We start from the raw sequence: 24,634 nt of genomic DNA, 5'->3' as shown, positions 1-24,634 counted from the left end.
ATCAAATTGATTTCGAGATTTTTTCTTATGGTAATACTTTTAAAGCGAAGGCATACTGTGCATCGCCAATTGATACATCTTTCTTTTCATCACGCCAAGAAGCCGTATAACCATAGTAATATGTTCCTGGTTGTGTCGGCGCTGTAAACGTCCCATCTTCTGTTAACGGTAAATCTTTTCCTTGTTCAATGGAATTAAGTTCTGTTAAAAAAGAAGTTGTAGGAAGATTCGTCGTACTCTGCTTCAATTGAAGCTTTTCGCCTGCCTTCACTTGTAATGTCACTTTGTCTTTCATTAATTCAACAGGCCCTGCATGATCCTCACACTTACCATTCCAACAAAACGTCCCAAGAACAGTATCATAACTTTTACCGTCTGCTTCTATTTTAACAGTCGGTGGTTCTTTCGCAGTTTGCCCTTGTATATTACATCCTGCAAGCAATAACACAGCAAAAAATAATGTGATATATTTCTTCAAATTCTTACTCCTTTAAATGTTTTCGGTTGCTTTCGTCTTCTTATATAAATAAAGTGAACCAACGAGTGCTGGTAATGTGAAAACAAACATAGCAGCGAATGCAAAATTCGGTTGGGTATTATAGAAATAACCGCTAATAACTGTTAGAATCGCTGTTCCCCAACTTAATGCAAAAGCGGAATAGATTCCTTGTGCTTTTGTAATCTGTGTATATTCCAGTTCTTTTGCTAAATACATTATAAAGGCAAAATGTGAGACTGCAAACGATAAAGCGTGTAAACTTTGTGACGCAGTAAATATCCATGCATTTGGTACAGCAAAGGCAAGTAACCAGCGCAGTGAGGCACCAATAGATGCTAAGACGAGTAATTTAGCAGGACTCCACTTTGAAAATACGCGGTCGGCAATCGCAAATAAGAAGATTTCAAATCCAACACCGACATTAATCACGATACCAATCAAATACTTGGGTACTTCTAAATGCTCTAAGTATAAATAGCCATAATTATAATAGGCTGCATGTGAACCTTGGATTAATGTAACTAAAATTAAAATAAAAACGAAATGGCGTGTTTTAAAAATCGTTTTAAAACTAACATTATTCACTTTTTTATTTGGCTTTTCTTTTAATGCTTCTGGTACACGTTGTAGATTGACTGCCACGAGTAGTAGTGTATAGGCTATCATAAGCCATAACATCGATTGATCGCCGTAAAGAGCAGACACAAGGCTCACGATAATAACCGATACAATAAAACCGAGTGAACCATATGAACGACTACGTCCATAATGAATATTATATTTTTGCACTAAAATACCTGCCGTACTATCCAAACCTGGCATAATCGCTGGTAAGAAGAAGCTTAGTAAACACGTTAAAATAAATAATAGCGTTGTATCACTTGTAAAAATAAATAATACGCTCGTTAAAAATGAGCCGTAAATAAAAATTGTCAGTACTGTACTTTGACTAAAGCGGTTTGCCATCGCCGGAAAGATGAACATCGTCGAAATCCCGCGCAATATTAACCCTGCACTCATCATCATACTTGCTAATTCAATCGCTACATCTTTTTCATGTACGAGATACCCTGTCCAATACGGTAGAAAAATCCCCCATGATAAGAAGAAGATAAAATAATGTTGTGCCATCCACTTTTGTTCTCTCATGTTTTCACTCCATTTCTTATTGCAGTTTAGCACGTATTTCTCTACAATAATGTGAGATATCTCATATTTAAGGTGGTAAATGATGCAAAATTTACAAACAGACGACATAAAACAGGTATTACAGATACATCCTATCCATACACTATTTTCTTTTCCAATCGAACCTTTTTTATCTGTTCAAACATTTCAGCGTGGTGACATGATTATTCATGAAGGCGATACCCCTGATTATCTTTATTATGTATTAGAAGGGCGCGCAAAAATTTTCACAACGCAGCCGAATGGTAAAGTCGCATTACTCAACTTTATTACAACAGGTGCTTTTATCGGTGAACTCGAATTGTTACAAGATGCCACTTATTCAAAAGGAGTACAAGCATTAACGGATTTACAGTGTTTTGCGATTTCCATTCAACAAGTGAAATCTCTCTTACTACAAGATGCACATTTCTTGCGCCTTCTTTGCGCCTATTTAAGTCGAAAAGCTACGATGCACTCATCTCGCTTTGCACAGGGGCTCTCCTTCCCACTTGAAAATCGACTTGCGGAATTTATTTTAATCTCTTCTCATGAAGGTATTTACAAAGAAAAGCACACCGAAGTATGTGAATATCTCGGTGTCTCTTATCGCCATTTACTCCATGTTTTTGCACATTTCATTAAACAGAAAAAGTTATCGAAACAAGGTCGCACTTATATCATTGAAGATGTGACTGCATTACAAAAGATGGCGACTGTCACGCACCATCTTGATGTGAGTTTACTTGACTTAGTCGAGTAAACCACCGCTATAGTGAAGTTCATAAATAATATGTGTGCCAAAACGGATATATTCACGTCCGGAAAATCGATCAATACCACCGTAAAATTCATTCAAATAAAGTAGATGTTCCTCTTGGTAGAAGCTCGGACCACGTAATATATTGGTCCTTTCCTCTTCTACAAGGGCACGGCGTAAAAAAGATAATAGTCGCTTCTCACCTATATCATCATTTAAAATGCCACCCGAATAAACCATTGTCCAAATAGGTTCATCTTTTTTATAAATGACCTCATGCCCAGAATAGTAGCGATGGCCAATTTCTTGATTTTCAAAGTGATAGAAACCATCTTTGAATGTTGTATGGCGTAATCCACCTTGTACATAGTGATCTGCATTCTCTGCATAAATCGATTTTTTCACTTTCCAAATAAATGCTTTTAAATCTCCCATCTCTTCACCTACTTTACACTTTTTCTTCTTATTCCCTTTTCACTGTTTCATAATCGAATTCCTTCTATTTGAACTAAAAAAACACCTTGGAAATGATTCCAAAGTGTTTTTTCGTTTATGTGAATTTTGCAAAAGCGACTGTTTCGCCTTGATTACAAGATGTAAAACCGTGCTTTTCATAGAAGTGACGAACGTCTGGTGCTTCTTCCGTTAACAATACTTTTTGTCGTACAGAAGCAAATGTGTGTAATACATCCTCTAATAAGTGCGAGGCAATTCCTTGATTTTGTTCAGCTTCCTTTACCAAAATATCTTGGACATAGATGATTGTTAAACCATCACCGACAACACGAACTAAACCAACCGACATCGTTATATAGTTCTGCTAATTGTTCTTTTGAAAATTGTTTTTGTTTTGAAAAAGTTACTTTCATATTTTATTCTCCTCCTAAATGTAATTTAGTGTGAAGAATGCTTACGTAATTTATCCACTGTCTTATACCTCCTTTTATAAGAAAAAACCACCTAATATAAGACTCAAAACGATTAAAAAAATAACATTTATTTTTACGATATCAATCAAAATATAACAAATTGCGACTAATATGATGGATAACCAAATACCCGAGGAATCCATCGATGTTTTTAAGAAACTATATGCGAGTTGCCCCATCAAAATAGCGATTGCTGGTAAGACATATGTGGAAAGTCGCTGTACACGTTGTGACTTTTTAAATTTATTTAGTAGCCCTAAAAGAGCTATCATTAAAATTAATGATGGCATAATTGTTGCAAAAAGGCAAATAATGGCTCCAATAATACCTGCCTGTTCATATCCAATGTACCCTGCCATCTTTGTTGCAATCGGACCTGGTAGAGCATTCGCCAGACCAACTGTATTACTAAACTCCTCTGTCGTCATCCAATGATGTTGCTGCACCACTTCTTCTTCCATTAATGGAATCGTTGCAGGACCTCCTCCATAACCAATCAAATTCGTATAGAGGAATACAACGAATAATTGCCAATAAATCATGTACTTTTGCCTCCCTTACGAACTGGAAGAACAAACGCTAATACAAGGAATGATACAATAACAATCCCTGGATGTAGATTGAGAATAACCATTAAAATGATACTGATCGCTAATAAAACTAAACCCGTTAGAATTCCTAGCTTATAGTAAGATTTTTTCAAAAAATCAACCATCAAGCTAAACATCATCGCAGATACGACAAGTATAACACCTTTTGTCATACCTTGAACAAATGGTACTTCTTGAAACTTTTGTAAACTACCTAATAACAGAATAACAGCTACTACAGTCGGTATAACCGCTGCTACAAGTGCATTGAGCATGCCTGTAATACCTGCTACACGGTAACCGACATACCCTGCCATTTTTGTTGCAATTGGACCTGGTAACGTATTCGCAATCGCTAATGTGTTCGCAAACTCATCTGAATCCATCAATTTAAAATTTTTCACTATTTCTCTTTCAATTAAAGGTATAACCGAAGGGCCTCCACCAAAACCTAGTACACCTGAACGAAAAAAAGAAATGAAAATGGCTTTTTGTTGTCGCAAAAAAACACCTCCATGTACTTCTTTCCATTATACCTTTTTTTTGAAATACACATACTTCTTTTTGAAAATAAAGAAAATTCCTTTTAGTTGTTTATAATAAAAATGAAGTTCTTCTTACTGAATGTTTTAAAAAAATAACTTGATTTTTATACAAATTTAATCATTTATTCATAGATTTCTCTACATTTTATTTATAGTTAAATGGATGTCCACGCATCCATTTGGATTAAACGACTGCATTCTGCTAAACAGACATGGTAAATTACACGACGTTCTAGGTGATATGATTCTGTTCATTCGTGTCCATTTGAAAAGTAAAGAATATCTTTCATTGCATCTATTTTCGTCGAATAGGTTATAACAATTGTCTTTATTTCTTCTACTGTTTCTGTTTTATACATTTTAAGCATTCTTTCTTTTGGGACAATTTCTCGCTCTATAATCTGTTGTAAATTACTGATATAAGCGGGGATTTCAATACGTTCAATAACAGATTGTTGATGACAATATTCCCTTTATTCTCTACGTCGACGGATACTTCATAATCTTTCAGTTCTGTATCTTCTTTTACTGTATATTTAATCGGCTTTCCATCTGCATTTTGATTGAAGGTAAAATTTATTTTTTTGAGATATAAAACATTTATCTAGTGATTTCTTAAAATATACATGATTAAGCTTAAACAACAAGAAAGAGTATATTCGGAATTTAGCTTAATTTTCCAAATATACTCTTCTTTTAGTCATTCATTGGACAGTGCATCGCTTCTTTGGCTTCTGTCCAATGAACGGAATAGCCTTTTCCTTTTGCACAAAATACTGAATTTGAACTGTACTCAGGGTCAGCATCTTTTTGATACGCCATTTGCTCTATTACTTCCTCTGCATTATGACACACATCATAACCATCAACACGGAGTTGCAGACTACCTCGACCATTCGTTGAAGCAGCAAACTGAATTGGATAGTCACGCATCGTTGCAACTGGTGCACGACCTGTCATATATACCTGTTCACCCATAAATTGTGGTTCATCTACTTGTGCATGGCGATTCGTTACATCTGTGACAATACGTCCAAATAGTTCATGGTGTACCTTCAATGAAAATGAATAATATGGTTCAAGCAATTGATTTTCCGCTTGTTCTAATCCTTGTCGCAAAGCGCGTAATGTCGCTTCTCTAAAATCGCCACCCTCTGTATGTTTCGGATGCGAGCGTCCTGTTAAAATCGTTACACGTAAATCCGTTATTTCAGAACCTGTTAAAATACCACGATGCTTTTTTTCAATGAGTGATTGCTGAATCATATTTTGCAGTCCGATTGCTAAATCATTCGGGTGGCACTTGCTCGTTACTTCAATTCCAGCTCCACGTTCATTTGGTTCGATTTGTAAATGCACCTCTGCATAATGCTTTAACGGTTCAAAATGGCCGTATCCTCGTACCGTCTGTTGAATCGTCTCTTTATAGATAATTGTCGGTTCTGTAAATGCAATTTGCTCGCTAAAGCGTTCTTCAAAAATTTGCTGTAGCACTTCTAATTGAATCTCACCCATAATATGAAGTGTTATTTTCTGTATTTCTTCTTGCCACGTCACACTAAGTGCTGGATCTTCTGCTTCTAACAAACGACAATATGCTAGTAACTCTTTTGGATGTAAGGCGCCTTCATAAACAATTTGTGTGCGCATCGTTGGACGCAAATCTATTTCATAAGAAGGCGTAAATTCACCTACTCCCATACCAACTTTTGCTTCTTTCAAACCAATTATCGCTACCGTATCACCTGCTTCCGCTCGCTGTAATTCCTCAAATTTTTTACCGTGATATTTACGAATTTGTGTGATTTTAAACCAATTCCCACCACAGCGTACATCGTCTCTTACTTTCAACGAACCTTGATGAATTTTTATAAAAGCCATACGTTGATTTTGTTCAATGTGACGAATTTTATAAATCATTCCTTGTAACTCTCCCGATTTATGCTGTGGCTGGAGCAATGTATCTAGCACTTCTAATGCAAAATCGATGCCTTCATCTTTTAATGCTGAGCCATATAAAATCGGTGAAAGCTCTTGTGCCATGAAAGCTTTTGAAAGCCTTTTTTGCCATTCGCTTTCGGATAAACTTTCTTCTAAATAGTCTTCTAAATATTGCTCATCTCGTCCTGCAAATTCTTCTATTCCTGTTGCCCAGTCATGAAATGGTAGTGCATATTCCATTAATTCTTGTTGAATTTCTTCTGTCACTGTTGCTGCATTGGCACTAATTAAATCCATTTTATTAACGAAAAACAGTGTAGGAATACGATATTTTCTTAGTAAACGATAAACTGTTTCTGTATGTCCCTGTACACCGTCTGTTCCATTTAATAGAAGAATTGCCCCATCCAGTGCCATAATCGAACGCTCCATCTCTGCCGCGAAGTCGACATGTCCTGGTGTATCAATCACCGTATAATCATTTTCTCGATATGTAAAAGTGGCCTGTTCCGCAAAAACGGTAATGCCACGCTGTTGTTCAATCTCATGCAAATCTAAATGTGCATTTTGATGATCGACACGCCCAATGGTGCGAATACTTTTCGTATGAAAAAGTAATTGCTCTGAAAAGGTGGTCTTCCCTGCATCTACATGCGCTAAAATGCCAATTGTTTTCTTCATTATCTTTCCTCATTTCTTATCAAAGCGTCTCTACTATGAATTATATCATGTCCAATAATAAAACCATCTTCTTTCGAATATACACGAAAAAAGATGGTTTGCTGTTTATTCCCATTCATACGGTGTTTCTTGGTACACATAGTAATTCAACCAATTGGAGAATAATAGATGCGTGTGTGAACGCCAACGATTCAACGGTTTTTTCGTTGGATCGTCGTTCGGGAAATAGTGTTTTGGTACTTGCGGTTCGATGCCCTTTGCAACATCACGGTCATATTCTTGCTTTAATGTATCTGCATCATATTCTAAATGACCTGTAATCATAATTTGTTTTTCATCACGCGATACGATAATAAATGCCCCTGCTTCGTCTGATTCAGACACGAGTTCTAAATCAGGATGGTTTAAAATAGCCTCTCTTGAAACAGAGGTATTACGTGAATGTGGTGCTGTATATACATCATTAAATCCGCGAATTAACTTAACGGTACTATCATGCACGATGTGATCGAACACACCCGAACATTTTGACGGTAATGTATATTTTCCAATACCATAATGATAGTAGAGTGCCGCTTGTGCGCCCCAACAAATATTCAAAACAGACGTGACATTTGTTTTCGTCCATTCCATAATCTCGACCATCTCATCCCAAAAATCAACTTCATGGAATTCAAATAATTCAATTGGCGCTCCTGTAATAATCATACCGTCAAATTTACGGTGTTTTACATGTTCAAACGTCGTATAAAATGACTCTAAATGATTTTTACTAACATTTTTTGATTCATGTGTCGCCGTATTTAAAAACGTAACATTTACTTGAAGTGGTGTATTTCCTAAAAGACGAAGTAATTGTAACTCGGTCTTTTCTTTTTCAGGCATTAAGTTAAAAATTAAAATATTTAACGGACGAATGTTCTGGCTTGTCGAACGCACTTCGTCCATAATGAAAATCTTTTCCTCTTTTAAAATTTCAGTTGCTGGTAGCCCACTTGGTATATTGATTGGCATGATGAAACTCCCCCTTTAAATATAAAAAAACCTCACTCTTTGATAAGAATGAGGTTACACATATGTATCCGACTCTTATCTATCAGAAGCATAATGGAGCTTCTGTAGGAATTAGCACCTTTCTGTTTTAAACAGAGGTTGCTGAAGCGTCATCGGGCCATTCCCTCGGCTTCTCTTGATAAGACAATATTGAATTATTAACTATCATAGCAGAACCATACTTTAATAGCAAACATTTCTGATAATTCAATAAAATCTCTCGTTAAAAAACGTAAATAGTGTTTTTAGCCAAATACAATATGGTAAAATAAAGAAGAAATAAGCGAATTAAAGGAGTGACACAACATGATGACGATGCATCGTTCAACATTAATGAATCAATTTCCGAAAGCCATTTTCGGTAGTTTAAAAGCTGCTGCAAAAAAGAAAGCGGCAACAGGCACAAAAATTATTGATTTAAGTTTGGGAAGTCCTGACTTACCACCTGCTCAAATTGTGCGAGAAGAATTAGCAAAACAAGCTGAAAAGGCTGATAGTTATGGCTATACGCTCGGTGGAACGGAGCGATTTCATGAAGCAGTTGCCAACTATTATCAACGTCGTAGTGGCGTGGAATTAGATCCACAAACAGAGATCATTCAAACGATGGGTTCTCAGGAAGGACTTGTGCACTTACCGCTCGCATTTTGTGATCCAGGAGATATCGTCTTAACAACGGACCCTGCCTATGTAGCTTATGCAGCAGGCATTCATCTCGCAAAATGTGAAGCGTATGCGATGCCATTAACAGCTGAACATCAGTTTTTACCTGATTTTGATGCCATTCCAGAAGATATTTGTGCACGTGCGAAAATGCTCATTTTAAATCTTCCAGGGAATCCCGTTCCAGCAATGCCTTCTGTCGCATTCTTTGAAAAGGCGATTGCTTTTGCGAAAAAACATAACTTAATCGTCATTCACGATGCCGCCTACTCAGAATTCTATTTTGAAGGTACAAAGCCGCTTAGCTTTTTGGAAGTACCAGGTGCAAAAGAAGTGGGTGTCGAGATTAATTCACTTTCTAAGAGCTTTAGTCTTGCAGGCGCTCGTATTGCGTATATCGTTGGAAACGCTTCCGTCATTGAAACATTGGGCGAACTCAAATCACACCTTGATTATGGTACATTCCGTCCAATTCAAGATGCGGCATGTGTTGCACTCGACAATGCGGAATCAATTACAGATGAATTGCGTACCATTTTTTCGACAAGACATCGTGTACTATCAGAAGGTCTTGAAGCAATTGGTTGGGAACTCGCACCATCTGCTGGTGGTATGTTCGTTTATGCGAAGTATCCGCAACAACAGATGGATGACAAAGAATTTGTCTATCATGTTATTGAACAAACAGGCGTTGTACTTGTACCCGGTTCGATCTTCGGTGCATCGGGCAGAAACCATGTACGCATCGCACTCGTTCAAGATGAAAAACTATTACAAGAAGCTGTTTCAAGACTCGCAACTTTATAAACAGAAAAAGTCTGAATCCCATCATCAATAAGGATTCAGACTTTTTATTATTCAAGAGGTGTTTCAGGTTCTGGTTGTAACAGGTCAACAGGTGCTTTTTTACGTTGTGTAAAGTAATACATAAGCATGACTGCCGCTACAATGACTGCTGTAAAGAGAATTTGAGAGCGCATACTTGGAATGAAGAACATCGCTACAGCAAGTCCTCCTACCATAATCATCGTGCCAATCGTTAAATACGGGAATAACCACATGCGTAATACAAGTTCATGTTCTGTCCCCTCTTTAATCGCACGACGACGCATAACAAGTTGAGAAGCTGCAATGATGAAATACATAATTAATGTAATCGCTGAACATGAATTGACTAAGAACATGAAGACTGCTTCTGGTGATACATAATTCATAATTACGGCAATATACGAGAAGAATGTACTCGCTAAAATGGCATAAACAGGTGCGCCGCGCTTATTCAACTTTAAGAAAATTTTCGGTGCTTGTCCTTCTTCTGCTAAAGCAAAAGACATACGAGATGTTGCATACAGTGCTGAATTCAGACAAGATAATACAGCAGTTAAAACGACAAAGTTCATAATTTGCGCTGCTGCTGGAATACCGACATAGTCTAGTACTGCAACGTAAGGACTTGTTAAAATACTCGATGAATCCCATGGAAGCAATGTCACAACGACGGTAATCGAACCGACGAAGAAGACAAGAACACGCCAGATGATTGAATTCGTCGCTTTTTGTACGGCATTCACCGGTTCAGCAGATTCTCCTGCTGCAATCGCCACAATTTCAGTACCCATGAATGAGAAGATGACAATGACAACACCCATCATGACTGCGCCAAAACCATTCGGTAAGAACCCACCCTGTCCTACTAAGTTCGTAAAGCCAACTGATGAAAAGCCTGGTACGATGCCAAAAATAATAAATGCACCGATTGCTAAGAATGCAATAATACTAACTACTTTAATTAATGAGAACCAGTACTCGAATTCACCAAAAGCCTTAACCGATACTAAATTTGTAACAGTTAATGTTAAAGTTAAGATTAAACTTAATAACCAAAGCGGAACCCCATCATACCAATATTGAATGATGGCGGCGGCTGCAGTTGCTTCTAGCGCAATCGCAATTACCCAGAAGAACCAATAAAGCCAACCGACTAAAAATCCTGCCCATTTTCCAAGCGCCTGACTTGCATAAATCGCAAATGAGCCACTGGATGGGTTTTTAGCTGCCATCTCCCCTAACATACGCATCACGAGGACAACAATGGTACCTGCAATCACATACGATAAGATGGCGCCGGGTCCAGCTAAGTGAATAACTGAACCACTCCCCATAAAGAGTCCCGCACCAATAACACCAGCGATGGCAATCATCGTCATATGTCTCTTTTTTAACCCCTTTTGTAACGATTGACCTTCATTCATCTACAACACCCCTTTATGCTTTGCTATTTATCCCAAATGGCTTTCACAACGGTATCGACAATCGTTTGTAAATCTTCATCACTTGTATTAAGTGGTGGTGATAATGTCAGGACATTATTATATCCTGCAACAGTTGCACCGTTCTTTCCAATGATGACGCCTTGTTGTTTACACGCTGCGATGATGTCATTCACAACCTGAACGGCTACAGGTTGTTTTGTCTCTTTATTTTCTACTAACTCAATACCAATTAATAAACCTTTTCCACGTACACTGCCAACAAGTGCATGATTTTCAAGCTGTTCTTGAAGTGTTTGTAAGATTTCTGCTCCCTTAATAGCTGAGCGTTCAAATAGTTGTTCTTGCTCCATTAGCTCAATGTTTTTAAGCGCTGCTGCACAACTCGCTGTTGCACCGCCAAATGTATTGACATGTCGTAAATAATCATACATCTCACTACCATTGAATGCTTCATAGATTTCTCGCTTCACAGCAGTTGCAGATAGCGGTAAGTACCCACTTGTAATCCCTTTTGCCATTGTTACAATATCTGGTTTTACACCGTAATGCTGATGACCGAATGGCTTTCCTGTACGTCCAAAACCACAAATTACTTCATCAACAATGAGTAGTGCATCATGTTTTTCACATACTTCTTTTATACCGCGCATGTACTGTTCATTCGGTACAATGACTCCGCCACCTGTAATAATTGGCTCCATAATCATAGCTGCAATCGTCTGACCCATCTCCCATGTCATGACATGATCGACTGCTTGAACAGAAGGAAGTGCAGTCGGTTCAGATGCTTTTTCTGGTTGACGGTACTCATCAGGCGGTGCAACATGTAAAAAACCCGGCGCAAGCGGTTCGTATTTGTATTTGCGTTCTGCTTGACCTGTTGCTGCTAAAGAGCCCATCGAATTTCCATGATATGCACGATAGCGCGACACAATTTTATACTTAGATGCTTTTCCTTGTTGCGCATAATATTGGCGTGCAATTTTGAAAGCGACTTCATTTGCTTCCGAACCACTATTTGAGAAGAATACTACATAGCCACCACCTAATAATTCATTTACTTTCTCTGCGAGTTGAATCGCCGGTGGATGTGATTGCGATAATGGCGCATAAGCATTTTTCACCATCTGATCGTAAGCAGCTTTTGCGATTTCTTCACGCCCATAACCAACATTTACACACCATAATCCCGCCATCGCATCGATATATTCATGACCATCTGAGTCTTGAATACGTGCACCATGTGCTTTTTCTACAATCATTGTTGCTTGTGGATTATACGGTTTCATCCCATGCCAAAGATATTGCTCATCTACTGCTTGTGCGTTCATTTCTGTTTGTGTTTTAGACACATCAACCACTCCTTCTCATTCATGTTGTCTTTCTTACTTGTATTATCTGACATGAAAGGAAGAAATGTATGTTACATAATGTAAAACGATTAACAGAATATTTTTACATAAGTTAGCTTATTCGTGAATTTTCGAAGATTTCCCTATGAATTCTTTTGCGTATAGCATCATCTCAAGCATCATACGATGATGCGGTTCACTCGAATCCATTCCAATTAATTCTTCTATTTTTTTCAAACGATGATATAATGTTTGACGCACAATATATAATTTTTGAGCTGTTTCCTGTTTGGAGCAATTCGTTGCTAAATAAGTGCGCAATGTTGGAATTAATTCTGATGAATGTTTTTCATCATAGGCAATTAATGGTCCGAGATATTGCGTAATCATCTGCTTTACATCCATTGTTTGTTGTAAATTTAAAATCATATGTCCTAATAACACATCTTCATAAAAACAATCTGTCGTCTGCAATACTTTTCGAATATACATCGTCGTTCTGGCAGTTTCATATGCAGTCGGTACATCTTCCACTGATTCAACTGTTTTACCTGTCGCAATGCGTGTAACAGTGTCTGTTTTAAAAACCTTTTTAATTTTTAACACAGCCTCCCGTAGCCGCGTCCTCATCGAAGCTTCATCGCGCTGATTAAAAATAATCATATAATAATGATCCTGATGATTCGTTGTACAAATTGTAAAGCCGCGTTTTTCAAAAACATTGCGGGCATATAATGTAAAGTACACATCATCAAAGCCTTCTTGTCCTTCCAACTGACCATTTGCTACATTCACATATAAAACGGTCATCTGCTTTATACGAATACGATCATGCTCTTTTTCAAGATGCTGCAAAATTTCCGGCTTCGATAGTCGTCCCTCAAGCCAGTCCTGTTTCCAAAGTTGCTGCGCTACCGTTTCTTTCTCAATTGAATATAGCTTCCTTAAAATAATTTGTGCGATAAATAGTGCGGTTCTCTCTAAAAACAAAGACTCGATTCCACTATGTAATCCATACCATTTCAATTGACCGTATTGTTGAGATAATAATAAAATCTCTTTTACTAAAGGCGATTCTTTTTCAAGACGCGCTTTTTTCGTTGCGTCACATTTTGGATAATAGACCGCTTTTTCATCTGTTAGTTGTAAAATACACTGTCCACCAATTGCCTCGACTAATACTTCGAGCAATGCTTCTGGTCGATTCGATGTGAGCGATGCCTTACTCAGTGTATGTGTATAGGCTTCCAGTCGCTCAATTAATTGATACTGATGACTGATAATTTGGCGATGTACTTCTTGTGTAATATCACTAAAAGATACTTCTTCATGAAAAACAACAATCGGAAATTGATGTTTTTTCGCTTTTTGTAGAATGGTTGTTGGAATTGACTGAATGTAACGACCATATTCAATACATAACCCTGCACAGTTTTTGGCGATGAGTTCATCTAAAAAACGTTCAAATGTATCGACATCTTTATGAATCCCCATTCCTGTTGTTAAAATGAGTTCATGTTCTTTCATGAGATGACCTACAGCTGAATTTTCAATAATATGTACCCACTTCACAAGTCGATTGGTATTTCCCGTCACACATTCTGCCGATTGAAATTGATCATATTGTAAAATATCTGCTAATTGTAATTGTAAATTTTGCACATTTTCACCTCTTTTATGCTATCTATTATAATGTAGTTTTATCGAAATTCTATAACTTTTTTGATTTATTTCTTAAAATTTAGATTTTTCAAATAAAAAAGTTTAGGCACGCATGCACCTAAACTTTTTGTATAATCAATCTTGTTGATGAGCAATGCGTCCATCGACAACCGTCATGACTGCTTGCGCTTCTGAAATCGTTCCTTTAAATAAATCTCGGTCAAACACACTAAAATCAGCTACAAATCCTTCTTTAATCATTCCACGTTCATGTGACTTCCCAATAATCTCTGCGCCGCCACGTGTATACATTTGAATCGCTTCAAAACGACTGATACATTGTTCTACACCATATACAACACCGTCTTTTTTACGTGTGACAGCCGCTTCAATTCCAAGTAGTGGGTCGATTCTCTCTACCGGTCCATCACTGCTTCCTGCACATGGGATTCCATGTTCAAGTAATGACTTCCATGCATAGGCATATGGTAGACGTGCTTCACCAAGTCGCTCGGCTACCCAAGGAAAATCTGATGTCACAAACGTCGGTTGAACGTCGACTGCAACAGGGAGTTTTGCGATACGTTTTAATAAACCTTCATTTACTAAACACGCATGAATCAGTCGATCGCACACACCTTCAGCCGCTGGATAGCGCTCCATCATCGTCACAACTTGCTCTGCTGCGGCGTCACCAATGACATGAACCGCAATCGGCGCATCATATTTTCGTGCGAGTTGGAATAATTTCGCCATCTCCTCATCTGTTTGAATGAGTGTTCCTTTCCAACCAGATTGATCTGCGTAATCTTCAATTAATGCCGCTGTTGAACCGCCAAATGAACCGTCCGCAAAAATTTTCATTGCACCGCATTCCATAAATGGTTCATCAAACGTAAGATTCGCCTCCATCATTTCTTCAAATACATAGTAGTGCATGAGTAGATGACAGCGAAAATCTTGTCGTTCAGCTAAAACTTCGCGGTATGCACGATACGGTTCTTGGTAAGGTCCATAATAAGCGAAATCTTCGGTATGACCTGCTGTTAATCCTTTTGATAACATTGTATCCATTGCGACATTCAAAGCTTTTTTCAATTCGTTCACATATTGCTCGCCCTCTTGAATTTGAGCATCACGCAATTGTTCTGCTGCTGCTTCATAGACAAGGCCTGTTAAATTCCCTTGTTCATCGCGTCCGACAGACCCCTTATCTGAATCTATATAATTTTCTAGGTTAGCGGCGCGTAATGCAGCTGTATTTCCTAAATAGACATGACGACATACACGACTAATCGCAATCGGTCCTTGACGAATCGCATCGAGTTCTTGTAATGTCGGAATCGTTGGGTCTAAAAATTGATTTTCGTTGAAACCTTCCGCAATGAGCCAACTATCTTCAGGTATATTTTGGCTTGCAATCGTGAGTAAATATAACATTTCTTCTTTTGATTGGACAGACGATAAGTCGAGTCGCATTAACTGTAGTCCTACGCCAATCATATGTAAATGACTATCAACGAAGCCGGGATACATCACTGCCCCTTGTAAATCAATGATTTCATCCGCTTCTTTTTTTAAATCTTCGGTAGAACCGCATGCTATAATGCGCCCATCTTCCGTTAAAACCGCCTCTACCGTATCGCCTTCTGATTCCATTGTGTAAATTGTGCCGTTGATCCAAACTTTTTTCACGTACACGCCACCCCTTTTTCCATTTATTCTCTCTATTATCTCTTTTTAACGATTAAAAAGAAAGTAATTCTGTTCGAAAAAAAGAGAAGCAGGTAAGAACACCTACTTCTCTCAATCATTTATTTACGCATCTTGGTTACTTGGGAATGAGAACGCTGTTGTCGCATGCTCATCCGCTGTTAGCCATTTTTCAGAAATGGTTTTTGTTTTCGTAAAGAAGCGCGCTTGATCTGGACCAAACATATGCCCTTCACCGAATTTCGAGCGTTTAAAGCCACCAAAGTTATGATAGCCAACAGGAATTGGAATCGGCACGTTGACACCAACCATACCTACATCAATCTCGTCTTCAAAGTGACGAGCTGCGCCGCCATTATTCGTGAAGATCGTTACACCATTTCCTAGTTCATGCGCATTAATTAAGTCGATTGCCTCTTGTAACGTTGAGACGCGTGTCACGATTCGAACAGGACCGAAGACTTCTTGTTCGTATGCATGCATACCCGGCTGTACATGATCAAGTAATGTTGGACCTACGAAAAACTCTTTTGATTCTTTTACAATATCCCAATCGCGTCCATCAACGACAACTTCTGCGCCTTCTGAAATGGCACGCTCGATTGATTCGATGACAATATCTTTTGATTGTTGTGTAATAACTGGACCAAAATCAACGCCTGCTTCTTGGTAATCACCGACTTTTAGTTGTGAGATTTTTTCTTTTAAAATTGCGACGAAGCGATTGGCAGTGTCTTCTCCGACTGGAATAGCACCTGAAATCGCCATACAACGCTGTGAAGCAGCACCATATGCAGCACCTAAGAACGCATTCGCTGTTTGTTCTAAATCCGCATCTGGCATGATGACCATAAAGTTTTTACCGCCACCGAATGCTGCCACACGTTTACAATATTTTGTACCTGTCGCATAAATATACTCTGCGATTGGTGTTGAGCCAACGAATGAGATTGCCTGTACGTCTTTATTCTCAAGTAGTTCATCTACTGCTTCTTTACCACCATTAATTACCGTCCATACACCTTTTGGTAGACCAGCTTTTTCCCATAATTCACATAGGAATAATGCCGACATTGGCACTTTTTCAGATGGCTTTAAAATAACCGCATTTCCTACCGCGACAGCCATACTTGTAATCGCAAGCGGCACCATAACTGGAAAGTTGAAAGGTGCAATCGTTCCAACAACACCGAGTGCATCTTTACGAGAGAAGGCATTAATCTGACCGCCCACATTAACCGAGTATTCCCCTTTTAACATTTGCGGCGCAGCAATTGCCATATCTACTGACTCTAAACCACGCGTAATTTCACCCTTTGCATCTTCACGTGTTTTCCCACTTTCCGTACAAATCAATTCTGTTAATTCCTGTTCATGTTCTACAAGTAATTGACGGAAACGATGGAGAATTTCAACACGCTTACCAACTGACGTATTACGCCATCCTTTGAACGCTGCTTTCGCTGTCGCAATAGCCTCACTTACTTCTTCACGTGTCGCTAGCGGTACACGTGCAATTTCTTCGCCTTTAGACGGATTGTAAACCGATGCATAACTCCCACTCTTTCCTGCAACTTTTTCACCGTTCACATAATGATGTAACTGCTGTACTTTTTGTTCTACTGTCATCTAAAACACCCCTTCATCTGCTAGTAATCTTTTACTTACACATAATTTACCATATAACAGATACAGGAAAATTGCACGATGCGTAATGATTCAAAAGCGAGAATTAGACAAAGTGTAAAGTGTTCAAAGAAAGTATGTAAATATATAACCTTCTAGCTCATAGAGAAGGTAACCAATCAGAACACCTAGGAAGACCGTACGCCCGATTTTCTCATGTTTTTGCTGTTGTTCAAATTGTAAAAAATCACGACCTAATAGCCATAAAACGGCTACCATCACAACAATCTTTGTAAAAATATGTGGATTATCCCACTGCATATCTTTTAAATTGAGGACAACCCACATCACAATAATGACATTTATTAAACCTTTTAGTTTCATCAGTACCTTACTCTTTTCATTTAGTTTTAGAAGTTCACTTCATTTAGATAGTGTAACATATCAAGGATGAATGCTTCCTCTATAGATATCTTGACAATTAAAAAAAGACGACTGTATAATCGTCGTCTTGTACATTGAGATAAAATGTTTTACTACTATCTAAAATTAACCTTCTAATTCTGTAGACCATATTTACGAATTGATGTCATTTCGCCGCTATTTTTGAATAGCTTGTTGTAGCGGTAGCTTACTACGTATTCGCGTTCTGTTGTAGAATCGATATTTTTCGCGAGTGAGTCTGTAAGTTCATAGTCTTTTCTCTCGATTTGAATGTATTGATGGTTATCTTTTTTAATGATGTTCTTGTCTGATAGTTCAATACGTTCTTCAGCAACAACGACTTCATTCATCATATAAACGCCCCAACCTATTACAGCTAATACAATGATACCGACAATCGTTAAAACCGTACGATTTGCTTTCATGTTGTTCACGCTCCTATGTGTTTTTTCGGAATACGAATAAGGCAGTTGGTGTCGACTGCGGCGGGATACTGCGTGTTGTAATCTTACAAAGTGCAATGACATACGCTCCGTCCGTTAGACGTGCGCCGTATTTTTTCGTCTGTGCGCTATGACGAATCATACAAACGTCGCTAATACACGATGTCACCTCATCATAGATTCCTTCATATAGTCCATAAAAAGTCGATTTTTCAGAAATGAATAATACATATTGTCCATATAAACGATAGAGGCGAAAATAACTTTGAGCAGGTATTTTATGTAGCGAAATAGTGTCACCTGTTTCCCAGTCTATGACTTCTGTTGTGATTGGTAGATGCATAATAAAATCCTTCGTTTGTAGGTAAATATATGTTTTTTCCATCTGAAGTTGTTCTATTTTCCCCTCGATTGTATGTACCGTCACTCTAACACCCCCACTTTCTTCCATTTTAACATATAAAAAGGTAAATATATACATAAAAAAATCTCCCTAGTTTTATTAGGAAGTGAATTAGGTGTGATTTTCACAGACGGTTTGGTCCCTGTTCCGCACCGTCTATGACAAACCACAGATATTTAAGAGGTATACAGCGTGAATGGTGATTCTCTGAACACATTAATTCACGTATATTAATTAGACATTTACAAGCATTACTTGTTTTAAAATCTGCACTGCTTCATCAATTTCTTGTTGGCTTACATTTAGTGGTGGTAAGAGCCTTAGTGTAGTCGCACCTGCTCCGACAACGAGTAAACCTTTTTCTTCACATGCCGCAACAACTTCTGGAATCGGTTGTGTTAATTCAATTCCAAGTAGTAATCCCATACCACGTACTTCTACTTCTGGTAAGTGAATCGCGAGTTGTTCTTTAAAATAGTTAGAAGATGCTTTCACTTTTTCTAAGAATGAATCATTGAATGTTACATCTACAATGGTCTGTGCAATTGCCATCGCCATCGGATTTCCACCGAATGTCGAACCATGTGTACCCGCATTGAATGTATCGAATAATTCCGCTGTCCCAAGCATAGCACCGATTGGGAAACCACCACCAAGTCCTTTTGCGAGTGTGACAATATGTGGTTTTAAAGCTGTCTGTTCAAAAGCATAGCGTGTACCCGAACGCGCGATACCCGTCTGTACTTCATCGACTACGAGTAAGATCCCTTTTTCATCGCAAATATGTTGAATCGCTTCGGCAAATTCAGGCGTGACAACGTGTACACCGCCTTCTCCTTGTACGACTTCTAACATGATTGCGGCGGTTTCATCGTCTACTGCTGCTTCAAGTGCTGCCACATCATTAAATGGTACATATTCAAATGTATCTAAAATCGGTCCAAAATCACTATGCACCTTTGCTTGTCCTGTTGCGCTCATCGCCGCAAATGTACGACCATGGAAAGATTGTTCAAATGTAATCATCTTATGTTTTTTCGTATGTTTACGTACTAATTTGATTGCGGCTTCATTCGCTTCTGTTCCTGAGTTACAGAAGAAAGCGTGAGCGAGGTGTGTATCTTTCACAAGATCATGCGCTAACTTTTCTTGTGCATGACTTGTATATAAATTCGATGTATGCCACAACTTTTCACTTTGCGCTTTCATCGCTTGAACTAATTCCTCAGGACAATGCCCTAACGTTAAGACGGCAATACCGCTTGTGAAATCTACGTAACGTTTTTGTTGGTCATCCCATACGTACGTCCCTTTACCTTCCACAAGATGAACAGGTCTTCGATTATAGTTTTGAAATAAAGCACTCATTGTGTCACCTTCTCTTTTAAAATAGTCGTTCCTTGTAGCGTTGCACCGACAATTTTCACTGCTGGAATTCCTGCATCGACACATGTCATCGCCGCTTCTACTTTTGGAATCATGCCACCGTAGATTGCACCTGATGCAATCCATTGTTGAATGGCTGTAGTTGTCGTTTGCTGAATCGATACATCTTCAATACGAATGCCATCTACATCTGTCACGAATAACAGTTCATCTGCTTGATTGGCAAGTGCTACATCACAAGCTACAGTATCTCCATTAATATTAAGAAGTTGCCCTGTATTTGTCGCGCCAATACATGCAACGACAGGTAGAATATTCAGTGCTTGTAACTGCTCTAATATCGCCATATTGACTGTATCAATCTCCCCTACATAGCCAAATACTTCTTTATTTAAATAATGGCACTGTAATAACTTCGCATCTTGACCATTTAAGCCCATCGCTTTTATACCTGCTTGATTGAGTTGACCAACTAACATTGGATTCACTTCACCAATGAGTGTATTTGCTACGAGATGAATGGCTTGTTCATCTGTTACACGAATACCGTCAATTTTATGTGTGGCTATATTTGCCTGCGCAAGTGCCTCATTAATCGCTGGACCACCGCCATGAACGATAATAACATCATATGTTTGTTGCACTTCTTTTAAGTGGTGAAAGAATGTTTCATTCAAACCTTCTAACATACTTCCACCTAATTTGATAACCATTCTTTTTTTACGATCTGTATGTGGCATTGATTTGGACATAGTCATAGGTTAAGTCACATCCCCACGCTTTTCCTACACCATCTCCTTGATGTAAGTTCGCATAAATTTTCACTTCATGATTTTTTAAGTACGCTGTTAATTCTGTTTCAGAGAAAGGAATCGGTTCTCCCTTTTCAACAACCGTTGTATCACCAATTTTGATTAGAATATTTGTCGGATCAATTGTGCAGCCGCTATAGCCAATAGCACAAATGACACGTCCCCAGTTCGCATCACAACCGAATACGGCTGTTTTTACAAGTGGTGATCCAACAACTGTTTTCGCAATTTTACGTGCTTCTTCGTCCGTAATCGCGCCTTCAACCGTTACCTCGATTAGCTTCGTCGCACCTTCTCCATCCTGTGCAATCATTTTTGATAAATCTTCTGCTACTTTGACAAAAACATCTTCAAAAACCGACCATTGTGGATGTTCTGGTGTTAATGGGTTATTTTGAGCTAAACCGTTAGCTAATACAAGAACCGTATCATTCGTTGATGTGTCACCGTCGACTGTAATCGCATTAAAGGTTGTATCCGTTGTTTTCTTTAATAATGCTTGCAACTCTTTTTGTTCGATATTGGCATCTGTCGTAATAAAACCAAGCATTGTCGCCATATTCGGTTCAATCATACCTGAACCTTTTGCAACACCTGCAATGATGACTTCTTGTCCGTCAATCTCGACTGCATACGCTGTATTTTTCATCACCGTATCTGTTGTTAAAATCGATTGTGCAAAGTCAATCGCATTTTCAAGTGTATGTCCTGGCTGAATCATATCAATGCCTGTTACTACTTTGTCCATCTTCATAATTTCACCGATAACACCTGTTGAAGCTACACCTACAAGTTGCGGTGAAATCCCCAACTTCTCTGCTGTCAGTTGCTGCATCTGTAATGCATCTGCCATCCCCTGTGTACCTGTACATGCATTAGCATTACCTGAATTAATGATGATTGCTTGCATCTTTTCATTCGTATAGACTGTCTCTTTCGTTAATACAAGCGGTGCTGCTTTAATCGCATTCGTTGTGAATACACCTGCTACACTCGCTGGTACTTCACTTACAATCATGCCTAAATCTTTCTTCTTATGCTTTAGTCCACAATGAATACCTGCTGCACTAAATCCCTTTGGCGCAATAATACTTTCACTTGTTAACTTTTTTACTGATTCAACGATTTGTGCCATACTTTGCTCTCCTTTTAGATGAACAGCGGTACTTGTTTTAGTCCTGCCTGTTCTTCATATCCCATTATTTTGTTCATGTTTTGAATTGCTTGTCCTGCTGCGCCCTTCACTAAATTATCAATCATCGCAACAACGGTTAAGCGATTCGTTCGTGCATCTAAATTAATCGTAATATCGCAGTAATTCGTTCCACGTACTTGATTCGTACTTAACTTTTGTACACCTGGTACGATTCGAATGAATGGATCATCTGCATATACATCTTCATACGCCCTATATAACTGTTCTTCCGTTACCCCTGATTCAACTTGTAAATAGCTCGTCGTAATAATGCCTCGAATCATCGGAACAAGATGCGTTGAAAATGTAATCGGCTCAACTTTTCCTGTAAATAATTCAATCGCTTGCTCAATTTCTGGAATATGTTGATGCTGATTAATTTTATAAATGGTTGTAGCTTCGGTTGTTTCTGTAAAGTGCGTCATTTGCGATGGCTTATTTCCTGAACCAGATACACCACTTTTTGCATCAATAATAATATTGTGATGCTTTACTAATCCCTTTTGTAATAAAGGTAGAATAGAAAGTAATGTCGCTGTCGGATAACAACCCGGGTTCGCAATCACTTGCGCTTCTTTAATAGCTGCATCATTCCAACCACATAAACCATACACACTTCGATTGACTAAACCTTGTGGGGCAGCTTTTTTGCCATACCAATTTTCATAATTTTCAATATTCTTTAATCGTAAATCTCCTGATAAATCAATAAAAACTGTTTGCTCATTATAGATTTCCGGAATTAATTGACCCGATATGCCAGAAGGTGTTCCGAGAAAGACTACATCTAATTGTGCTATGGCTTCTTTCGTAATCGCTTCAAGCGGTTGGTCATATAATGTTGTTAAGTGCGGGTATTTTGCTGAGAATGATATTCCTTCTTCTGAAGAAGTAAATAATTGAATCTCTTGGACTGCTGGATGGCTGCTTAGTAGCCGAACCAGTTCTAACCCTCCATAACCTGTTGCACCAATGATGCCCACTTTCATCGAATCACCTCTTTCATATGATATTCATATTATATAAATGTATATTTATAATGTCAAATGTATTTTTATTTATTTTGAAAATTTTAGAAAATTCCGTTTTAAACAAGCGATTTATTTTTATAAAAGAGATTCTCACGCAATTCATATCTTATGTTCTTTTATATATCACATCCTCCTTATTCTTATACTTCTTTTATTTATGTATAAAAAAAACATTGAGCGATTTAAAATATACATTTTCATGTATCTTTATTCGCTCAATGTTTCTATTTATGATTTTGGTTGTTCGTCTTGCTCCTCTTTCCATTCCATCACTTCATATTGTTCGTGATCATCATGAAATTTATTAAAGCGTTTTTTAAACAGATTCCATAAATGCGATACAATTACTTTTAAGACTGCATATCCTGGAATACCGAGTACAACTCCTGCTACACCATATAATGAACCAGCTGTTAACAGAACGAAAATGATTGTAATCGGATGCACATGTAATGATTTACCCATTACTTGTGGTGAGATGAACTTCCCTTCAATTAACTGCACTATCGTCCAAACTACTGCTAATTTTAATAGCATGACAGGTGCGGTTACAATTGCAATAATTGCTGCTGGCGTAATCGCAATGATTGGCCCTAGATAAGGTACAACAGATGTAATCATAGCTAAAAAACCAAGTGGTACAGCATAATCAAGTCCGATAATCAAAAAACCAATTGTCACCATCGTACCTATACAGAAGGACACGATAATTTGTCCTTGAATGTAGCTACTAATTTGGTGATCCGCATTTTTTAATACATGCTCTGTACCGCCGCGTAAAGATGGTGGTAATAATTTCATAAAAGCACGTGGTAATTTTTCACCGTCTTTTAATAAGTAGAATAAAATGAATGGAACCGTTACAAGCGCTAATACAATGCCTGTTAATGTTGTTAGAAAACCTGTGATACTTGTCGCAAGTCCTTTACCTAACTGACCAGCCCCATCTTTTACATAATCACTAATTTCTTTTGTTGTATTATTAATCGCTTGGTCAAGTCGCAAGTCATACTTATCAAGTATCGCTGCAACTTTCGAACTTTCAACAAATTTTTGAATGGTATCTAAGAACTGAACAAAATATTGCGGGAATTCTGTAATTAGATTCATAAATTGCTCGCGTAAAAATGGTACAACAAGCGTCACAAGCAATGTAATCAACCCTGCGAGTGCAACATAAATGATGAGAATTGCCCATACGCGATGAATACGCCACTTCATTAATAATTTTAAGACTGGTCGTAATAAATAGAAGGCAATCACTGCTAATACAACAGGTAGCAGTACTGTATGGACGAATACGATGATTGGTTCAAAAATGAATGAGACCTTTGTGTAAAGATACAAAGCAATTCCCATTAAAATTAATGTGACTAATCCAAAAAGCAAATTTTTACCGCCTAAAAACTGAATAAACCGTGTGTTAAAAAAATCTCTTTTATTCGGTTCCATAGCACACCTCCAAC

23 protein-coding genes and 1 riboswitch are annotated in these 24,634 nt (G+C 38.1%); of the genes, 2 read left to right on the top strand and 21 right to left on the bottom strand.

Annotated features, from left to right (window positions below; genetic code table 11):
• Nucleotides 1-25: 25 nt before the first annotated feature.
• Together QN089_RS06385 and QN089_RS06380 are read right to left on the bottom strand one after the other, a co-directional pair.
• The gene (locus tag QN089_RS06385) at nt 26-478 is read right to left on the bottom strand and encodes a membrane lipoprotein lipid attachment site-containing protein (RefSeq protein WP_068453753.1); all 453 of its coding nucleotides are present in this window, start codon (nt 476-478) and stop codon (nt 26-28) included.
• A 12-nt stretch (nt 479-490) separates the two neighbouring features.
• Nucleotides 491-1,648 (bottom strand): MFS transporter, encoded by a 1,158-nt coding sequence (locus QN089_RS06380; RefSeq protein ID WP_087680501.1) that lies wholly within the window; start codon nt 1,646-1,648, stop codon nt 491-493.
• Nucleotides 1,649-1,730: 82 nt separating this feature from the next.
• Here QN089_RS06380 and yeiL point away from each other — a divergent pair, with 82 nt between their 5' ends.
• Nucleotides 1,731-2,429, top strand: coding sequence for a transcriptional regulator YeiL (gene yeiL / locus QN089_RS06375; protein ID WP_068453758.1), 699 nt, complete (start codon nt 1,731-1,733; stop codon nt 2,427-2,429).
• Here yeiL and QN089_RS06370 read toward each other — a convergent pair.
• From QN089_RS06370 to metA, 6 genes are all read right to left on the bottom strand, one after another.
• On the bottom strand, nt 2,418-2,861 hold the full coding sequence (locus tag QN089_RS06370; RefSeq protein WP_068453759.1) for a DUF5680 domain-containing protein: 444 nt from the start codon (nt 2,859-2,861) through the stop codon (nt 2,418-2,420). The two genes, yeiL and QN089_RS06370, sit on opposite strands and share 12 nt — an antisense overlap.
• 115 nt (nt 2,862-2,976) lie before the next feature.
• A complete protein-coding gene (locus QN089_RS06365; protein WP_285216281.1) occupies nt 2,977-3,231 on the bottom strand; it encodes a GNAT family N-acetyltransferase in 255 nt (84 codons plus the stop codon).
• A gap of 138 nt (nt 3,232-3,369) precedes the next feature.
• On the bottom strand, nt 3,370-3,897 hold the full coding sequence (locus tag QN089_RS06360; RefSeq protein WP_087680503.1) for a chromate transporter: 528 nt from the start codon (nt 3,895-3,897) through the stop codon (nt 3,370-3,372).
• Nucleotides 3,894-4,448, bottom strand: a complete 555-nt coding sequence (locus QN089_RS06355) for a chromate transporter (protein WP_285216280.1) — start codon at nt 4,446-4,448, stop codon at nt 3,894-3,896. Before QN089_RS06355 ends, QN089_RS06360 begins: the two co-directional genes overlap by 4 nt.
• 738 nt (nt 4,449-5,186) lie before the next feature.
• Complete coding sequence (locus tag QN089_RS06350; protein WP_285216279.1) at nt 5,187-7,112, bottom strand: elongation factor G; 1,926 nt, start codon at nt 7,110-7,112, stop codon at nt 5,187-5,189.
• Between the two features lie 105 nt (nt 7,113-7,217).
• Nucleotides 7,218-8,126 carry a homoserine O-acetyltransferase MetA gene (gene metA, locus QN089_RS06345; protein ID WP_068453781.1) on the bottom strand — a complete coding sequence of 303 codons (909 nt, stop codon included), beginning with the start codon at nt 8,124-8,126 and terminating at the stop codon, nt 7,218-7,220.
• A 72-nt stretch (nt 8,127-8,198) separates the two neighbouring features.
• Nucleotides 8,199-8,311: riboswitch (SAM riboswitch) on the bottom strand.
• 163 nt (nt 8,312-8,474) lie between these two features.
• Between metA and QN089_RS06340 the strand changes: the two genes are divergently transcribed.
• Nucleotides 8,475-9,635: an aminotransferase class I/II-fold pyridoxal phosphate-dependent enzyme gene (locus QN089_RS06340; protein ID WP_285216419.1), complete on the top strand. Its 1,161-nt coding sequence runs from the start codon at nt 8,475-8,477 to the stop codon at nt 9,633-9,635.
• Between the two features lie 47 nt (nt 9,636-9,682).
• Here QN089_RS06340 and QN089_RS06335 read toward each other — a convergent pair whose 3' ends face one another.
• The 13 genes from QN089_RS06335 to QN089_RS06275 all read right to left on the bottom strand — a co-directional run bounded on the left by QN089_RS06335 (nt 9,683) and on the right by QN089_RS06275 (nt 24,620).
• Nucleotides 9,683-11,080 (bottom strand): amino acid permease, encoded by a 1,398-nt coding sequence (locus QN089_RS06335; protein ID WP_285216278.1) that lies wholly within the window; start codon nt 11,078-11,080, stop codon nt 9,683-9,685.
• Between the two features lie 23 nt (nt 11,081-11,103).
• A complete protein-coding gene (locus tag QN089_RS06330) occupies nt 11,104-12,453 on the bottom strand; it encodes an aspartate aminotransferase family protein (protein ID WP_285216277.1) in 1,350 nt (449 codons plus the stop codon).
• A gap of 117 nt (nt 12,454-12,570) precedes the next feature.
• The gene (locus tag QN089_RS06325; protein ID WP_285216276.1) at nt 12,571-14,115 is read right to left on the bottom strand and encodes a PucR family transcriptional regulator; all 1,545 of its coding nucleotides are present in this window, start codon (nt 14,113-14,115) and stop codon (nt 12,571-12,573) included.
• Between the two features lie 135 nt (nt 14,116-14,250).
• On the bottom strand, nt 14,251-15,810 hold the full coding sequence (locus tag QN089_RS06320) for an amidohydrolase (RefSeq protein ID WP_285216275.1): 1,560 nt from the start codon (nt 15,808-15,810) through the stop codon (nt 14,251-14,253).
• Between the two features lie 123 nt (nt 15,811-15,933).
• Entirely contained in the window at nt 15,934-17,457 is a 1,524-nt protein-coding gene (locus QN089_RS06315) for a CoA-acylating methylmalonate-semialdehyde dehydrogenase (RefSeq protein WP_285216274.1), read from the bottom strand.
• 123 nt (nt 17,458-17,580) lie between these two features.
• Nucleotides 17,581-17,838, bottom strand: a complete 258-nt coding sequence (locus QN089_RS06310) for a hypothetical protein (protein WP_068453789.1) — start codon at nt 17,836-17,838, stop codon at nt 17,581-17,583.
• A gap of 173 nt (nt 17,839-18,011) precedes the next feature.
• Entirely contained in the window at nt 18,012-18,323 is a 312-nt protein-coding gene (locus QN089_RS06305) for a hypothetical protein (RefSeq protein ID WP_068453792.1), read from the bottom strand.
• A gap of 13 nt (nt 18,324-18,336) precedes the next feature.
• Entirely contained in the window at nt 18,337-18,768 is a 432-nt protein-coding gene (locus QN089_RS06300; protein WP_131004909.1) for a hypothetical protein, read from the bottom strand.
• A 210-nt stretch (nt 18,769-18,978) separates the two neighbouring features.
• Entirely contained in the window at nt 18,979-20,112 is a 1,134-nt protein-coding gene (locus QN089_RS06295; protein ID WP_285216273.1) for an acetylornithine transaminase, read from the bottom strand.
• The gene (argB, locus tag QN089_RS06290) at nt 20,109-20,888 is read right to left on the bottom strand and encodes an acetylglutamate kinase (RefSeq protein WP_285216272.1); all 780 of its coding nucleotides are present in this window, start codon (nt 20,886-20,888) and stop codon (nt 20,109-20,111) included. Before argB ends, QN089_RS06295 begins: the two co-directional genes overlap by 4 nt.
• Nucleotides 20,851-22,077 carry a bifunctional ornithine acetyltransferase/N-acetylglutamate synthase gene (gene argJ, locus QN089_RS06285; protein WP_068453799.1) on the bottom strand — a complete coding sequence of 409 codons (1,227 nt, stop codon included), beginning with the start codon at nt 22,075-22,077 and terminating at the stop codon, nt 20,851-20,853. Before argJ ends, argB begins: the two co-directional genes overlap by 38 nt.
• 14 nt (nt 22,078-22,091) lie before the next feature.
• A complete protein-coding gene (gene argC, locus QN089_RS06280; RefSeq protein ID WP_285216271.1) occupies nt 22,092-23,126 on the bottom strand; it encodes an N-acetyl-gamma-glutamyl-phosphate reductase in 1,035 nt (344 codons plus the stop codon).
• Nucleotides 23,127-23,396: 270 nt separating this feature from the next.
• Complete coding sequence (locus QN089_RS06275) at nt 23,397-24,620, bottom strand: AI-2E family transporter (protein ID WP_068453806.1); 1,224 nt, start codon at nt 24,618-24,620, stop codon at nt 23,397-23,399.
• Between the last annotated feature and the right edge of the window lie 14 nt (nt 24,621-24,634).

This window comes from Kurthia sp. YJT4, assembly GCF_030219945.1.
GTDB lineage: Bacteria > Bacillota > Bacilli > Bacillales_A > Planococcaceae > Kurthia > Kurthia gibsonii.
Note: the sequence above shows the minus strand (reverse complement) of the source record. Positions and strands in the feature narration are given on the sequence as shown.

Excerpts from the sequence above, each read along its gene's own strand:
- QN089_RS06380 (WP_087680501.1), bottom strand. The coding sequence starts at position 1,648 with ATGAGAGAACAAAAGTGGATGGCACAACATTATTTTATCTTCTTCTTA.
- yeiL (WP_068453758.1), top strand. The coding sequence starts at position 1,731 with ATGCAAAATTTACAAACAGACGACATAAAACAGGTATTACAGATACAT.
- QN089_RS06370 (WP_068453759.1), bottom strand. The coding sequence starts at position 2,861 with ATGGGAGATTTAAAAGCATTTATTTGGAAAGTGAAAAAATCGATTTAT.
- QN089_RS06365 (WP_285216281.1), bottom strand. The coding sequence starts at position 3,231 with ATGTCGGTTGGTTTAGTTCGTGTTGTCGGTGATGGTTTAACAATCATC.
- QN089_RS06360 (WP_087680503.1), bottom strand. The coding sequence starts at position 3,897 with ATGATTTATTGGCAATTATTCGTTGTATTCCTCTATACGAATTTGATT.
- QN089_RS06350 (WP_285216279.1), bottom strand. The coding sequence starts at position 7,112 with ATGAAGAAAACAATTGGCATTTTAGCGCATGTAGATGCAGGGAAGACC.
- metA (WP_068453781.1), bottom strand. The coding sequence starts at position 8,126 with ATGCCAATCAATATACCAAGTGGGCTACCAGCAACTGAAATTTTAAAA.
- QN089_RS06340 (WP_285216419.1), top strand. The coding sequence starts at position 8,475 with ATGACGATGCATCGTTCAACATTAATGAATCAATTTCCGAAAGCCATT.
- QN089_RS06335 (WP_285216278.1), bottom strand. The coding sequence starts at position 11,080 with ATGAATGAAGGTCAATCGTTACAAAAGGGGTTAAAAAAGAGACATATG.
- QN089_RS06315 (WP_285216274.1), bottom strand. The coding sequence starts at position 17,457 with ATGACAGTAGAACAAAAAGTACAGCAGTTACATCATTATGTGAACGGT.
- QN089_RS06310 (WP_068453789.1), bottom strand. The coding sequence starts at position 17,838 with ATGAAACTAAAAGGTTTAATAAATGTCATTATTGTGATGTGGGTTGTC.
- QN089_RS06305 (WP_068453792.1), bottom strand. The coding sequence starts at position 18,323 with ATGAAAGCAAATCGTACGGTTTTAACGATTGTCGGTATCATTGTATTA.
- QN089_RS06295 (WP_285216273.1), bottom strand. The coding sequence starts at position 20,112 with ATGAGTGCTTTATTTCAAAACTATAATCGAAGACCTGTTCATCTTGTG.
- argB (WP_285216272.1), bottom strand. The coding sequence starts at position 20,888 with ATGACTATGTCCAAATCAATGCCACATACAGATCGTAAAAAAAGAATG.
- argJ (WP_068453799.1), bottom strand. The coding sequence starts at position 22,077 with ATGGCACAAATCGTTGAATCAGTAAAAAAGTTAACAAGTGAAAGTATT.
- argC (WP_285216271.1), bottom strand. The coding sequence starts at position 23,126 with ATGAAAGTGGGCATCATTGGTGCAACAGGTTATGGAGGGTTAGAACTG.
- QN089_RS06275 (WP_068453806.1), bottom strand. The coding sequence starts at position 24,620 with ATGGAACCGAATAAAAGAGATTTTTTTAACACACGGTTTATTCAGTTT.